Source organism: Bacteroides fluxus YIT 12057, assembly GCF_000195635.1.
GTDB lineage: Bacteria > Bacteroidota > Bacteroidia > Bacteroidales > Bacteroidaceae > Bacteroides > Bacteroides fluxus.
In genome coordinates this window covers 38,378-53,713 of record NZ_GL882605.1, presented here as the reverse complement: position 1 = coordinate 53,713, position 15,336 = coordinate 38,378, and the positions used below count along the sequence as shown (strand labels likewise).

The 15,336-nt window shown below is 45.3% G+C and carries 9 protein-coding genes; 5 read left to right on the top strand and 4 right to left on the bottom strand.

Going from position 1 to position 15,336, the window contains the following annotated elements:
• The first annotated feature begins 160 nt into the window (after positions 1 to 160).
• Entirely contained in the window at positions 161 to 3,397 is a 3,237-nt protein-coding gene (locus tag HMPREF9446_RS00625) for a SusC/RagA family TonB-linked outer membrane protein (protein WP_009123502.1), read from the top strand.
• Positions 3,398 to 3,413: 16 nt separating this feature from the next.
• Complete coding sequence (locus HMPREF9446_RS00620; RefSeq protein WP_009123501.1) at positions 3,414 to 5,273, top strand: RagB/SusD family nutrient uptake outer membrane protein; 1,860 nt, start codon at positions 3,414 to 3,416, stop codon at positions 5,271 to 5,273.
• Positions 5,274 to 5,461: 188 nt separating this feature from the next.
• Here the strand turns inward: HMPREF9446_RS00620 and HMPREF9446_RS00615 are convergent, their stop codons facing one another.
• Genes HMPREF9446_RS00615 through HMPREF9446_RS00605 form a run of 3 tightly spaced genes read right to left on the bottom strand, consistent with a single transcriptional unit; the run spans position 5,462 to position 7,616 of the window.
• Positions 5,462 to 5,941 (bottom strand): outer membrane beta-barrel protein, encoded by a 480-nt coding sequence (locus HMPREF9446_RS00615; protein WP_039968177.1) that lies wholly within the window; start codon positions 5,939 to 5,941, stop codon positions 5,462 to 5,464.
• A 23-nt stretch (positions 5,942 to 5,964) separates the two neighbouring features.
• A complete protein-coding gene (locus tag HMPREF9446_RS00610; protein WP_009123499.1) occupies positions 5,965 to 6,186 on the bottom strand; it encodes a hypothetical protein in 222 nt (73 codons plus the stop codon).
• 2 nt (positions 6,187 to 6,188) lie between these two features.
• On the bottom strand, positions 6,189 to 7,616 hold the full coding sequence (locus tag HMPREF9446_RS00605; RefSeq protein WP_009123498.1) for a carbon starvation CstA family protein: 1,428 nt from the start codon (positions 7,614 to 7,616) through the stop codon (positions 6,189 to 6,191).
• A 119-nt stretch (positions 7,617 to 7,735) separates the two neighbouring features.
• On the opposite strand from HMPREF9446_RS00605, the gene HMPREF9446_RS00600 reads away from it, so the two are divergent.
• A complete protein-coding gene (locus tag HMPREF9446_RS00600; protein WP_050797271.1) occupies positions 7,736 to 9,190 on the top strand; it encodes a glycoside hydrolase family 10 protein in 1,455 nt (484 codons plus the stop codon).
• On the opposite strand, the gene HMPREF9446_RS00595 is transcribed toward HMPREF9446_RS00600, so the two are convergent.
• Positions 9,187 to 10,380 (bottom strand): hypothetical protein, encoded by a 1,194-nt coding sequence (locus HMPREF9446_RS00595; protein ID WP_009123495.1) that lies wholly within the window; start codon positions 10,378 to 10,380, stop codon positions 9,187 to 9,189. The genes HMPREF9446_RS00600 and HMPREF9446_RS00595 overlap by 4 nt on opposite strands.
• A gap of 128 nt (positions 10,381 to 10,508) precedes the next feature.
• On the opposite strand from HMPREF9446_RS00595, the gene HMPREF9446_RS00590 reads away from it, so the two are divergent.
• A complete protein-coding gene (locus HMPREF9446_RS00590) occupies positions 10,509 to 11,687 on the top strand; it encodes an ATP-binding protein (RefSeq protein ID WP_009123494.1) in 1,179 nt (392 codons plus the stop codon).
• A gap of 37 nt (positions 11,688 to 11,724) precedes the next feature.
• Positions 11,725 to 15,282 (top strand): pyruvate:ferredoxin (flavodoxin) oxidoreductase, encoded by a 3,558-nt coding sequence (nifJ, locus tag HMPREF9446_RS00585; protein ID WP_009123493.1) that lies wholly within the window; start codon positions 11,725 to 11,727, stop codon positions 15,280 to 15,282.
• Positions 15,283 to 15,336 lie beyond the last annotated feature (54 nt).

The window sequence follows — 15,336 nt, the reverse complement described above, 5'->3', positions numbered from 1 at the left end:
TTTCGTCCTCACGACACGGAAAAAACACAATTAGAAACGCAAAACAAAGAAGGCTATTAATCTTTAACTGATATTTGCAAACGAAGAATAATCAGATAGCATGCTGTATCATAGATTCTTTCCTTATTGTTAATTGCAAATCTAATTAAAGCTAAAGAGTATGAAATTAAATCTAGCACTATCAAAAAGTAGAGATCAGTTGCCTAAAACATTGCTACTATGCGGTTTGTTGACGTATGGGACTACAATGTACGGAAGCGAAGCTAAAGTTGCCAACGAAAGGAAACACATTGCGCCCGTTGAGAATGCTGTTCCCAATCCCCAACAAAATAAAATAACCGGCCAAGTATTGGACAATGCAGGGGAACCTATCATTGGTGCCAATATCATTGTAAAAGGAAAAACGACCGGCACAATCACAGATATTGACGGAAAATTCAGCATTGACGCAAAAGACGGGGATGTTCTGTTAATTACTTATATTGGCTATATGCCCAAAGAAATAACCGTAAAGGGAAATGCGCTCCTGAATATCAAGATGAGTGAAGACTCCCAGATGCTGAATGAAGTAGTGGTGGTAGGTTACGGTACACAGAAAAAGGCTAATCTTACCGGATCTGTTGCATCGGTAAAGATGGATGACGCCTTAGGGGATCGCCCCATTGCAAGTACGGCTCAGGCTTTGCAAGGCACAGCTCCCGGATTACAGATTATTACTAATACAGGACGCCCCGGACAAAGCTCCGATTTGAACATTCGCGGCTATACGTCAATCAATGGCGGTGGACCATTGGTACTTGTAGATAATGCAGAAGTAGAATCCATTGATGATATCAATCCTAAAGACATTGAAAGTGTTTCCGTATTAAAAGACGCTTCAGCATCTGCTATTTATGGTGCAAGGGGAGCTTTCGGAGTTATTCTTATCACCACCAAACAAGGGAAAAGGAATGACAAAGTAAAGGTATCATACAATGCAAATTTTGCTTTCACCCAAGCCACAGACCTACCCCAAAAACTGAATACATACGAAACTGCCAAAACTTTCCAGAAATGGGAAGTGCCAAGCAACGGGGTCATAATTGATATAGACAAATGGGTAAGTTTATTGGAAGAATATCAACAAAATCCAAGCCACTTTCCTGAAAATGGAATTTATATAGACGAGAACGGGAACAAATATCCGCTAAAGGACAGCTATGATTACTGGGATATGGCGTTTCAAAACGGTTTTGAACAAATTCACAATGTCTCTGTCTCCGGTGGTACTGAAAAGGCTGCCTACCGTGTATCATTAGGTTATACCAACCAGGACGGCATTCTCATTACAGATAAAGATTCATACAAAAGATACAATCTGAATACCAATCTGAATATGAATATAACCTCTAATCTCACTGCCAGTATAAACTTATTTTATAAAAATGACAGCCGAAAAAGCCCTGGAGGAATGTGGAAAGTATTTTCAAACGGAGTATTATATCCACCTTATGCACAAGATGGTTACGACAAAGACCCCAGTACAGGAGATTTGATTCCCTATTGGACTCCGGAACACATTCTTAAAGCCGAAGAACCCAACAGGAATAACGGAGATGATTTACGTATCTTTGGAAGACTGGAATGGAAGCCAATCAAAGGATTAGCAATCAACGCAGAGTATACCTTCAATAAGTCCAACAAATATACCAATAACACTGCCATCATAAATCGTTACATGGATGGAAGTAATGGACAAATTGAAGAATTCAATACGGTATCCAGCTACAGCAGAGCAAATACAAACAGAATGTATCAGTCTTTCAGTGCCACGGCCAGATATGATTACAGCATAAAAGGACACAATTTAAGTGCCTTGGCAGGCGTTAACTATGAAGATGCCGACTATACATACTTCATGGGAAAAAGACAGGATTTGATAAGCGGGGAGACTCCTTCTTTTGGCACGGCAACTGGCGACATGACTGTGGATGATAATTATTATGAATGGGCGGTTGCAGGCATGTTCGGTCGTTTGAACTATAATTTCCAGGAAAAATATTTATTAGAATTTTCGGCTCGTTATGACGGTTCTTCCCGCTTCGCCCCCGGAGATCGCTTTATTTTTGTACCTTCCGGTTCTGTAGGCTGGCATGTAAGTAGGGAAAAATTCATGGAAAGCCTGGCACCTACACTCAACAGTTTAAAACTATTTGCATCGTACGGAGAGATCGGCAACCAAAATACCGGCTCTGATTATTATCCTTACCTATCTGTAATGAATACCTATAATGCAGAATGGATTAATCCTGAAACCAACCTTCCCTACCTGACTATAGGTACCCCAAACATTATCAGCAGTGGTTTTACATGGGAAAAAGTGAGAACTCTCAATTTAGGTATAGACTTTGGATTGTTTAACAACCGACTGACCGGTACATTCGAATGGTATAGAAGACAGACATTAGGAATGCTGGATGCAGCCCTTGAGTTACCGACTGTACTGGGTACCAAAGCACCCAAGCAAAACGTTACAGATTTGGAAACCAAAGGTTGGGAAATCAATTTGAATTGGAAAGATCAAATAGGTAAAGTGAAATACTCCATTGGAGGTAACTTATTTGACAGCCGTGCCCATATCACGGATGTCAAAATAGAATCCGGAAATATCGGCAGCCTCTACAAAGGAAAAGAATTGGGTGAAATCTGGGGTTACAAAGTCATAGGATTCTATGATATAGACGACTTTGAAGAGGGAGTAGCCGGCAATTATAACGATACCTTTACTTTAAAAGAGGGGATAGCTCCTTACAAAAATAAAAGTCATATACCCGGTGACATCCGCTTTGCGGACTTAGACAACAGTGGTGAAGTAAACTGGGGCAACAATACACTTGACGACCACGGTGACAAGGTACGTATTGGCAACAGCCGCGCCCGCTTCCAATATGGTGTCAACGGTTCGGTAGCCTATGAGGGATTTGACCTTTCTTTCTTCTTGCAAGGAGTAGGTAAAAAAGACCGGATAATCAACAGTTATCTAAGCCGTCCCTATTATTCTTCATTCACATACGGCATTTTCGAAGACCAGACCGATGTGTGGGCTGAAAACAACCCCAATGCCTATTACCCCCGTGTAATGAGCCGTAACTACGGTCTGTTCAGTGAAAACAATACACGTAACATGTATAATGGCGCCTACCTCAATATCAAAAATATCACGTTAGGATACAACCTGCCATCTTCAATCATCAAGAAATGGGGAATCTCTAAAATGAGATTTTATGTATCAGGCGAGAATTTATATATATTTGACCATTTGCCAAAGGGCATCCAATCCGACTTACACGATGAGAGTTCCGGTGCCGGTTATCCTGCTTTGAGAAAATTCAGCTTTGGACTTGATGTAACTTTTTAACGTAAAAACAGAAGACATGAAATCAAAATATTTAAATCTATGTATTGGAGCAGCCGCTTTGCTGTCTCTGCAAGGATGCGATGATCTACTGGATCGCAATCCTAAAGACAAGTTGACAGAAAACGTAGTATATAACAGTTACGAAAGTTTAAAAACTTATGCTTGGCAATTGTATGATGCATTTCCGGCCTATGACCAAATAAATTCAGGAAGCGGAAACAGCAATCATGACAAATTGGACGCAACCAGAACCACCGTACAACTCAGGAGAGGAATGCGAGATATGATTATGTGGGCTGACTTTGAAAGTGACTTGATGGACCAAGGGAGCGAAAATGGAGAATCCAACTGGATATGGCAACGCTATGATATACCAACCAGTTCATACGACTACAGTGCTCCTTATAAGAATATACGTTCCATTAACTCCATGTTGGCCGGAATTGATGCCTCATCAATCAGTGAACAGGAAAAAAAGCATTGGAAAAGTGTAGGATATTTTTTCAGAGCCTATAATCATGCTTCTCTACTGAATCGGTATGGTGATATCATTTACGTAAATACACTACTTACCGACAATAGTCCCGAACTATATAACGAACGTATGCCCAGAGATCAAGTTGCCAAAAACATATTGGAAGAGCTTTTGTATGCGCGCGACAATATCGGCAACTACAACGACGGCGAATGCACTCTTACCAAGGATGCTGTCAATGCTTTCATATCCCGTTTCGGATTAATGGAGGGTACTTGGCGCAAATATCATGGTCTAAGTGACGCCGAAAAATATTTGGAGGTCTCCGTTACAGCTTCGGAAGAACTATTGCCCAAATATAAGTTACACCCCAACTACGATGAAGTTTTCAACAGCGAGTCTTTAAGCGGTATCGACGGGATTATTCTTTATAAAAAATATGTAGAGGACATCTTTATGCACCGAATGACACAAGAGACCCGTAATGACAATGCGGGTGAAGACTTGACCAAAAAAGCCGTGGATATGTATCTGATGACTGACGGGAAAACCCGGTGGACCAGTCCTTTGTTTGAAGGTGACCATAATATCTATACAGAATTCAGAAACCGGGACAAACGATTCTATTACACAGTTACCCCTCCTTATCAGGTTAAAAAAGACCCCAATAATCCCAATGGATATCTACCGACAGGAAACCCTGCTGATGAAGAGTACATCACATTGATGCAAACGTTATCTGATGATACTCACAAGACACTTCCATCCGACCAATGGACAGGAACTAAAACCATCAAACAACCCAACCTATTCCTAAACAAGACACAAAACTGGAATCATAGCGGAACCGGTTATCGTTGCTGGAAATTCTATAACCGTCTCGTTGTAGGCAAAAATAACCGTGACATCAGCGATGCTCCCATCTTCCGTATCGGAGAAATCATGTTAAATTATGCGGAAGCGACGTACGAACTAGGTCGATTCAATCAGACCGTCTGTGACAATACAATCAATAAGTTACGTGAACGTGGCGGCATCCCCGCCCTCATAATCGGCAACGAGCCCGAAGATCCGACCCGTGATCCAGAAATTCCCGCAACTCTTTGGGAAATCCGCCGCGAGAGAGCTATTGAACTGATGGCCGAAGGCTTCCGGTTTGATGACTTGAGGCGTTGGAAAAAATGTGGTGACTATTTAAAAGAACAAAAATTAGGAATGTGGATCAAGAAATCCGATTATCCTAAAATGCCAATACAAAACGGAGCAAGTGAAGGTTACATTGCTTTAGACGGTACACCTCCGGGGTTTCCTGACTATTATTATCTGCAACCGCTTCCGACCAATGAATTGATATTGAATGAGAATCTGGTACAAAATCCAGGATGGGAAGAAGAACCATAAGAAGATATGCATTACGTACCCCCTATTTCATGGAACGGGTAGGAAAATCCATGTCTGAAGCCGGAAAGCTGCCGGCACTCTCAAAAGGTTAGATAAAAATTTGAAAACATCTCAAAATGAAGTAATCCTGAAAGTTTGTCGTTTAACTTTCAGGATTACTTCAACATTCAAAGATTGGATCGCCCTATTTAAAAATAAAAGCCAAATCCCACTTTCAGCCCGAATTCGGAGCGGTCCTTATTAATATTCCAATAAGCAGCCGGTTCAATCGTTACCGTACGTGACAAGAAAAAAGCATAACCGGCCTCTAATCCAAAACCGAAACGAGTTTTGTCACCGCCGTCCCAATCTTCACGTTGCAAATTGAAATCCGCTCCTAAATAAACACCTACTTTATTGATATAGTAACGTCCGCCCACACCAAGCATATAAGTATCCGTACCTCCACCTTTCCATTGGGCTCCGGCACTGACCAACAGGGCGACATTATCCACCAGAAAGGCACCTCCCTTGGCTTGCAAACCGAAACTGGCTTTCTCAGACTCGGTATTGTATGAAAGATTAAGCCCTGTAACAGATGGGTTTATAATCCATTTCCCTTTTTCAAACTGTGCCTGAGCTGCCACTGTGACAACAAGCAAGCAAACGAATAACGCAAGTTTTTTCATCTTGTTTTGTTTTTGAATGAATATCAATGTAGTTTATTATCTTCTTCACGCCGCTTACGCTGCAACTCCTCCTTTTTACGAAGTACCAGCCACAATACAAATACTATAACGTATGAAACGGCCACGGTGACATACTTTTCCGTATCACTTATTTCTGTATTACGCGGCAAAAAATAGGCAGCGGTTGCAGAAACATAAACAAGCAAGGCCAAAGTCAGCCCGGTAGATTTTTTTATCTTCTTCATTACTAAAGTTTTTTAGTCGCCTTAAAATACCAAATATAAAACCAGCAAGCTGCCAGCACAGCAGACAGCAAGGCTATTCCCAACGCATAATCCGGACTCAGCCCCAATCCTTCGGGAGCGATGCAAATATAAGTGATACATACGGATGTCATGAACAATGCCGGAAAATAAGTGACGTAATAACAACGCTTTTTCTTCTCACGCACCAGATAAACCGTAATTGCCCACAATGTGAATACCGACAACGTCTGGTTGGCCCAGGCAAAATAGCGCCATATCATATCAAAGCCGTCTTTATCACGCAGGCTGTACAACAATAGCCCGATAGCTGCCAGGAACATGGGGATACATATATATAAACGGTGACGAATGGACTTTTGTTCCATTCCGAGAAAATCAGCCACAATAAGGCGCGCCGAACGGAAAGCCGTATCGCCGCTGGTAATAGGAGCCGCAATCACACCTAAAATAGCCAGCACACCACCTATGGCACCCAACCAATCTTTTGTGATGGCATCTACAATCACGGAAGCATTCGTTTCTTCCATTCCATTCTCATGGAAAAAACAAGTAGCGGCAGCGGCCCATATCAAAGCGACAATGCCTTCAGTAATCATCGCTCCGTAAAAGACGGGACGCCCATGACGCTCGCTGGTCATGCAACGTGCCATCAACGGGCTTTGCGTAGCATGAAAGCCGCTGATGGCTCCACAGGCAATGCTGACAAACATAATTGGGAAAATCGGCAGCGCAGCGGCATTAGGATGTGTATTCTGCAGGCCGTCCCAGACCTCCGGCAAGGCAGGATGGTTCACATAAAGCATTACCAGAATACCCACTGCCATAAACAGCAAGGCTACCGCAAACAAAGGATATATCTTGCCTATAATCTTATCAACCGGAAGCAAGGTAGCCAATATATAATAGGCGAAAACAACCACAATCCAGAAGGTAGCGTCCAGATTATCCGGTGTCAGCTTAGCCAGCAATCCTGCCGGGCCTGCCACAAAAACAGCACCTACCAATACCATCAAAACAACGGTAAAGCCACGCATCACCTGTTTGGTAGTCAACCCCAAATAACTTCCTATGATTTCCGGAAGGCTCTCTCCCCCGTTACGCAGAGACAGCATTCCCGCAAGATAATCGTGCACTGCTCCGGCAAAGATGCTGCCCAACACAATCCACAAGTAAGAAGCCGTACCGAATTTAGCTCCCATAATAGCTCCAAAGATAGGTCCCAAACCAGCGATATTGAGAAACTGAATCATGAATATCTTCCAAGTGGGCAAAGGAATATAATCAACCCCGTCAGCTTTAGTCAAGGCAGGGGTCTTACGGCCATCCGGCCCGAATACGCGTTCTATAAAGCGTCCGTAAATAAAATAGCCTGCTATCAATGCCAACAGGCAGAGCGTAAATGTAATCATGACGTGTCAATGTTTTTATGTATGCAAATGTAATAGTTTCCAAGTAAACTCCGCTAATTAATCAAGTGTTTTGCTTATCTTCGCCGCAAAATATAACAGAAAAAAAGAAGAATATAAGAATGAAACCAATATTCCTCACCTTATTATATAGCATCCTCCTGTTGCCGCTTGCCGCACAACCGCCCAAACATGAAGTACGCGCCGCATGGATTACTGCCGTTTATGGTTTGGACTGGCCCCGCACACGTGCCACTTCCCCCGCAGGCATACGCAAACAGCAAGCCGAACTCATCGAAATTCTGGATAAGCTGAAAGCTGCCAACTTCAACACAGTGCTGTTCCAGACCCGTACCCGGGGGGATGTACTTTACAGTTCTTCCATCGAACCTTATAATTCCATACTGACAGGCAAAGCAGGCGGCAACCCCGGCTATGACCCGCTTGCCTTCGCAATTCAGGAATGTCATAAACGAGGCATGGAATGCCATGCCTGGATGGTAACTATCCCTCTGGGCAACCGCAGGCATGTCGCCGCTTTGGGAAAGGAATCGGTTACTAAAAGAAAGCCGGCAATCTGCGTACCCTACAAGCGGGAATATTTTCTCAATCCCGGCCATCCGCAAACCAAAGAATACCTGATGAGCCTTGTCCGCGAGGTAGTGGAACGCTATGACGTTGACGGAGTGCATTTTGATTATCTGCGCTATCCCGAGAATGCCCCACGCTTTCCGGACAGCTACGATTATAAGAAATACAGCAACGGACGCAGCCTTGCCCAATGGAGACGGGACAACATCACAGAAATTGTCCGTCATATATATAAAGGTGTAAAAGCCTTGAAGCCTTGGGTGAAGGTAAGCACCTGCCCTGTAGGGAAATACCGCGACACTTCCCGCTACTCCTCCCGCGGCTGGAACGCTTTCCATACCGTCAACCAGGATGTAGAAGGCTGGCTGGGGGAAGGCATCCAAGACCAGGTATATCCCATGATGTACTTCCGTGAAAATGGATTCTATCCCTTTGCACTGGACTGGAAAGAACAGAGCAACGGACGCCAAATCATTCCCGGCCTCGGGATTTATTTCCTTCACCCGGATGAAGGGAATTGGACAGTCGATGAGATAGAACGCCAAATCAACTTTATACGCGCACAAGGACTGGCCGGGGAGGCACATTACCGCGTCAAGTATCTGATGGACAATACACAAGAGCTTTACGATATTCTGGAAGAAAGCTACTACACGGCTCCGGCCCTGCAACCGGCCATGCCGTGGATTGACAATGTGCCCCCGACGGCCCCCTCTAATCTCAGCACAGAACAGCAAGCCGAAGGTTATACCCTGCTTCGCTGGCAACCGTCCACAGACAATGACAGGCGGAATGCACCTACTTATGTTGTTTACGGCTCGGATACCTATCCGGTAGACACTTCCAACCCGGAGAATATCCTGGCTCAACGGGTACAAGGAACGGAATATATCTACGCACCGATACGGCCGTGGGCTGCAAGGAAATATTTTGCAGTAACAGCCACAGACCGTTGCGGAAACGAAAGCCAAGCCTGCCAGCTTTAGTCCGAAACCTTGATATAGGCCCGATAACGGCTTTTGGAAGTAACCGGTACCAAGGGCAGATAACCGGACTTCACTTTACCGTCTTGCACCACCAGAGGATAATCATGGACATCTTGTGCGTGCTGTGCCTGCAATGCTTCATTAGAAGGATAAGAGTCAATGGAAAAATAGCCGCTGCAACCGGCAGAAAGATAATCATTGGAAATCCGATGAGCCACCACTCCCATATTCATCCGCAAGTTAACTTCAACATGAGGATGAATGGCATATGGATATCCGCTTTCTTGCCGGCAAACCATCATATCCACTCCTAAATAGCCCGTATATGAATTGCCATAAATTTTTTCCAGTCCGTTCAGCAACCGCTCCCGGATACGTATGAATGATTCCAAAGGAACATATTGCTGAATCCATTCTTCCACTTTCTCGTCCGAGGTCAAGATATTGCCACAATATGCACCATGCTCATTGGTAGTGAAACGTGAATAGCCTACAAAAAGGACTTTCCCCCGACCGTCAGAGTAGAACTCCATGGCAAAATCTTCCACCTTATTATATATAGGCTCTACCATAACGGCTCCATATTCTTTCATTGTATGACAACACCAGTCAGAAACGGATTTGGACAGTTTGCCCCGACACCAGCATAAACCTTTTCCACTGCCCGACCATAGCGCCTTGAACAAGTACCCATCCCTAAGATCATCTACAGCTCCCGCAGGAAAGACTTTGCCGTCTCCTTCAATCAGACGGCAATAGCCGCAAACAAAATCCAACTTGTCATAATTGAAAAGCATAAATAAAGCCAAAGTATGGATACGGGAAGCAAGACCGCGATACTCCTGCAGATTTTCCAGAGTCGGTAATTTATATGCTGCAATCCCTCCTTTCAGCATACGCTTACGGATAGCCGGATTCCATCCCCAAGGCATTACCTGTGCTTCAGCATAATCAGGCAGTTCCGGTTCTGTAACCAGCTGCACAGGCAGCGGGAGCAGCTGTTGCATCCGTTTCAGATAATCCGCATTATAGGCGGAAGGCGCCAATACTCCACTGCCAGGTTGCGCATACCAGACCGGCAACAAAGCCAAGTCTTCGGCCATACGACGGATAGAAGCAGGTGCCATATAGTTTTCTTCGTTATTTCCCAGGGCCATATCCGCATCGGGATTGAATACATAAAGTTTCATCTTTCAGCTTTCAATTTATTACTCACTTTTTGCAAGAGAGTGCAAAGTTACACAATATTTTGCCATCTCTACTTTGCAATTCTATAAAAAAGATGTATATTTGTCGCCCGATAAACCGAATTTAAAGCATGGAATCATTCTACCGTACACACGCCTATCTCGTTGAGCACACGAATGCCCCCGTTCGCCGAGATCTCATGGATGAGATTAACTGGAACGATCGCCTTATCGGTATCAAGGGTACCCGTGGAGTGGGCAAGACAACTTTCCTGCTGCAATATGCCAAAGAAAAATTCGGCACCGACCGTTCCTGTCTTTTCATCAACATGAACAATTTCTACTTTGCCGGACATGGCATCGTAGAATTCGCTACCGAGTTCCAACGCCGTGGCGGAAAAGTATTATTGATAGACCAAGTATTCAAATATCCCGACTGGAGCAGAGAGTTGCGCATGTGTTACGACCGCTTCCCAAACTTGAAGATTGTATTTACCGGCTCTTCCGTAATGCGTCTGAAAGAAGAAAATCTGGAATTGCGCGACATAGTCAAAAGCTATAACCTCCGCGGCTTCTCTTTCCGCGAATACCTGAATCTGCAGACGGACATGAAGTTCCACTCCTATTCATTGGAAGAAATCCTGAGCAACCACGAACAGATTGCCAAAGGCATACTCTCCAAAGTCCGCCCTTTAGACTATTTCCAGGATTATCTGCATCATGGCTTTTACCCTTTCTTCCTCGAGAAGCGTAACTTTTCAGAGAATCTGCTCAAGACCATGAACATGATGGTGGAAGTAGATATCCTTCTTATTAAACAAATCGAGCTGAAATACCTTTCAAAGATAAAGAAATTGCTATATTTGTTGGCTGTGGACGGTTCGAAAGCGCCTAACGTCAGCCAACTGGCAAATGACATACAAACATCACGCGCCACGGTAATGAACTACATCAAGTATCTGGCAGATGCCCGCCTTATCAATATGGTATATCCGAAAGGGGAAGAATTCCCCAAGAAGCCATCGAAGATAATGATGCATAACTCCAATCTGATGTATTCCATTTACCCTGTGAAAGTGGAAGAGCAGGATGTGCTCGACACATTCTTTGCGAATACCTTATGGAAAGACCACAAAATAAACAAAGGCGATAAAAACGTCTCGTTCATGGTGGACGAAGTGATGCCGTTCAAAATCTGTCCGGAAGGCGTGAAGATAAAGAATAATCCGGGCGTGACTTATGCACTGCATAAGGCAGAAATAGGCCGGGGCAACCAAATTCCTCTCTGGTTGTTCGGGTTCCTGTATTGATTGAGAGATTTTTTTACTTAATAAATTCAATTTAGTTATGACTAAACAGAAGAAATTCATTACTTGTGATGGTAACCAGGCTGCTGCACATATCTCGTATATGTTCTCGGAAGTAGCTGCCATCTACCCCATCACCCCCTCTTCTACGATGGCTGAGTACGTAGATGAATGGGCTGCCGCAGGTCGCAAAAACATCTTCGGCGAAACAGTATTGGTACAAGAAATGCAGTCAGAAGGCGGTGCTGCAGGTGCCGTCCACGGTTCTTTGCAGGCCGGTGCGCTGACTACTACTTACACAGCTTCACAAGGTCTGTTGCTGATGATCCCGAACATGTACAAGATTGCCGGTGAATTCCTGCCTTGCGTATTCCATGTATCAGCCCGTACTTTGGCAAGTCATGCATTATGTATCTTCGGTGACCACCAGGACGTTATGTCTGCACGCCAGACAGGTTTCGCCATGTTGGCCGAAGGTTCTGTACAAGAAGTTATGGACCTGGCAGGTGTTGCTCACTTGGCCACCATTAAGTCCCGCGTTCCATTCATGAACTTCTTCGACGGTTTCCGTACTTCTCATGAAATCCAAAAGATTGAAATGCTGGAGAACGAAGACCTCGCTCCGCTGATTGACCAGGAAGCTTTAGCCGAATTCCGTGCCCGTGCATTGAATCCGATGAATCCGGTTGCCCGTGGTATGGCCGAAAACCCCGACCACTTCTTCCAACACCGTGAATCCTGCAACAACTATTATGAAGCAGTTCCGGCTATCGTGGAAGAATACATGAACGAAATTTCCAAAATCACAGGCCGCAAGTACGGTTTGTTCGATTATTATGGTGCAGAAGATGCAGAACGCGTTATCATCGCTATGGGTTCTGTAACCGAGGCTGCCCGCGAAGCCATCGACCACCTCGTTGCCAATGGCGAAAAGGTTGGTTTGGTTGCTGTTCACCTCTATCGTCCGTTCTCTGCCAAGCACTTCCTGGCTGCCGTTCCTAAGACTGCCAAGAAGATTGCCGTACTGGACCGTACGAAAGAACCGGGTGCCAACGGCGAACCGTTGTACCTCGACGTAAAAGACTGCTTCTACGGTGCAGAGAATGCTCCGGTGATTGTAGGCGGCCGTTACGGTTTGGGTTCAAAGGACACTACTCCCGCACAAATCCTTGCCGTTTACAAGAACCTGGCCATGCCGATGCCGAAGAACCACTTCACTATCGGTATCGTGGACGACGTTACCTTCACCTCTCTTCCTCAGGAAGAAGAAATCGCATTGGGCGGCGAAGGCATGTTCGAGGCTAAATTCTTCGGTCTGGGTGCCGACGGTACAGTAGGTGCCAACAAGAACTCCGTGAAGATTATCGGTGACAACACCGACAAGCACTGTCAGGCTTACTTCTCTTACGACTCCAAGAAATCAGGTGGTTTCACTTGCTCGCACTTGCGTTTCGGTGACACTCCTATCCGCTCTACATATTTGGTAAATACACCTAACTTCGTGGCTTGCCACGTTCAGGCTTACCTGCACATGTATGACGTAACCCGTGGTTTGCGCAAGAATGGTTCTTTCTTGCTGAACACCATCTGGGAAGGCGAAGAACTGGCAAAGAACCTGCCTAACAGGGTCAAGAAGTACTTTGCACAGAACAATATTACCGTTTACTATATCAATGCAACCCAGATTGCACAAGAAATCGGTTTGGGCAACCGTACCAACACCATCCTGCAATCTGCATTCTTCCGTATCACCGGCGTTATTCCGGTTGACCTGGCTGTAGAACAGATGAAGAAATTCATCGTCAAGTCTTACGGCAAGAAGGGTGAAGATGTTGTCAACAAGAACTATGCAGCCGTTGACCGTGGCGGTGAATACAAGCAACTGGCCGTTGACCCGGCTTGGGCCAACTTGGCAGACGACGCCAAAGCTGAAAACAACGATCCTGCATTCATCAATGAAGTAGTTCGTCCTATCAACGCACAAGACGGTGACCTGTTGCCGGTATCTGCATTCAAGGGTATTGAAGACGGTACTTGGGAACAAGGTACTGCCAAATACGAAAAACGCGGTGTAGCTGCCTTCGTTCCCGAATGGAACGCTGAAAACTGTATCCAGTGTAACAAGTGTGCTTACGTTTGTCCTCACGCTTCTATCCGTCCGTTCGTACTCGACGCTGAAGAGCAGAAGGGTGCTGGCTTCACTCAGCTCAAGGCCGTAGGTAAAGCATTCGACGGCATGACATTCCGTATGCAGGTGAATGTACTCGACTGTCTGGGTTGCGGCAACTGTGCCGACATCTGTCCGGGTAACCCGAAGAAGGGCGGCAAGGCTCTGACTATGAAACATCTTGAAGGCCAATTGCCGGAAGCTGCCAACTGGACTTACTGCGTAGAAAACGTGAAGAGCAAACAACACTTGATTGACATCAAGGCCAACGTGAAGAACTCTCAGTTCGCTACTCCGTTGTTCGAATTCTCAGGTGCTTGCTCCGGTTGTGGTGAAACTCCGTATGTGAAGCTGATTACCCAATTGTTCGGTGACCGCGAAATGGTAGCCAATGCAACAGGATGTTCTTCCATCTACTCTGGTTCAGTACCTTCCACTCCTTATACCAAGAACGAAAAGGGTCACGGTCCTGCTTGGGCTAACTCATTGTTCGAAGACTTCTGCGAATTCGGTTTGGGTATGGAACTTGCCAACGAAAAGATGCGTGCACGTATCGTGAAAGTTATGCAAGAAGCCATCGCGGCAGACTGCACTCCGGCAGAGGCCAAAACTTTGTTCAGCGAGTGGATGGAAAACATGTACGATGCAGACAAGACCAAAGAATTGGCTGAAAAGATCATTCCTTTGGTTGAAGCCGGCAAAGACAAATGCAACCACTGCAAACAAATTTCCAGTCTGTCTCAGTACCTGGTTAAACGTAGCCAGTGGATCATCGGTGGCGACGGTGCTTCTTACGATATCGGTTACGGTGGCCTTGACCATGTAATCGCTTCCGGTAAAGACGTTAACATCCTGGTTCTGGATACAGAGGTTTACTCCAACACCGGCGGTCAGTCTTCCAAAGCTACTCCGGTAGGCGCTATCGCCAAGTTTGCTGCTGCCGGCAAGCGCGTACGCAAGAAAGACCTTGGTCTGATGGCTACTACTTACGGTTATGTATATGTTGCTCAAATCGCCATGGGTGCTGACCAGGCTCAGACCTTGAAAGCCATCCGCGAAGCAGAAGCATATCCCGGCCCGTCACTCATCATCGCTTACGCTCCGTGTATCAACCACGGTCTGAAGGCCGGTATGGGCAAGAGCCAGGCTGAAGAAGAAAAAGCTGTCAAGTGCGGTTACTGGCACTTGTGGCGTTACAACCCGGCTTTGGAAGCTGAAGGCAAGAATCCGTTCACGCTGGATAGCAAGGAACCGGATTGGAGCGGATTCCAAGACTTCTTGAAGGGCGAAGTTCGTTACGCATCCGTAATGAAACAATATCCGCAGGAAGCCGAAGAACTGTTCAAGGCTGCTGAAGAAAACGCTAAATGGCGTTACAACAGCTACAAGCGTCTGTCCAGAGAAAACTGGGGAGCTGAAGTTACAGAGTAATTTCAATTACTAAATAGAAAATAGAGGCTGCTCCTGAATAAGGCGTAGCCTCTA

What these genes read in the sequence shown, in the direction of transcription:
- HMPREF9446_RS00590 (WP_009123494.1), top strand. Translation starts at nt 10,509, where the DNA reads ATGGAATCATTCTACCGTACACACGCCTATCTCGTTGAGCACACGAAT.
- HMPREF9446_RS00605 (WP_009123498.1), bottom strand. Translation starts at nt 7,616, where the DNA reads ATGATTACATTTACGCTCTGCCTGTTGGCATTGATAGCAGGCTATTTT.
- HMPREF9446_RS00620 (WP_009123501.1), top strand. Translation starts at nt 3,414, where the DNA reads ATGAAATCAAAATATTTAAATCTATGTATTGGAGCAGCCGCTTTGCTG.
- HMPREF9446_RS00615 (WP_039968177.1), bottom strand. Translation starts at nt 5,941, where the DNA reads ATGAAAAAACTTGCGTTATTCGTTTGCTTGCTTGTTGTCACAGTGGCA.
- HMPREF9446_RS00600 (WP_050797271.1), top strand. Translation starts at nt 7,736, where the DNA reads ATGAAACCAATATTCCTCACCTTATTATATAGCATCCTCCTGTTGCCG.
- HMPREF9446_RS00625 (WP_009123502.1), top strand. Translation starts at nt 161, where the DNA reads ATGAAATTAAATCTAGCACTATCAAAAAGTAGAGATCAGTTGCCTAAA.
- nifJ (WP_009123493.1), top strand. Translation starts at nt 11,725, where the DNA reads ATGACTAAACAGAAGAAATTCATTACTTGTGATGGTAACCAGGCTGCT.
- HMPREF9446_RS00610 (WP_009123499.1), bottom strand. Translation starts at nt 6,186, where the DNA reads ATGAAGAAGATAAAAAAATCTACCGGGCTGACTTTGGCCTTGCTTGTT.
- HMPREF9446_RS00595 (WP_009123495.1), bottom strand. Translation starts at nt 10,380, where the DNA reads ATGAAACTTTATGTATTCAATCCCGATGCGGATATGGCCCTGGGAAAT.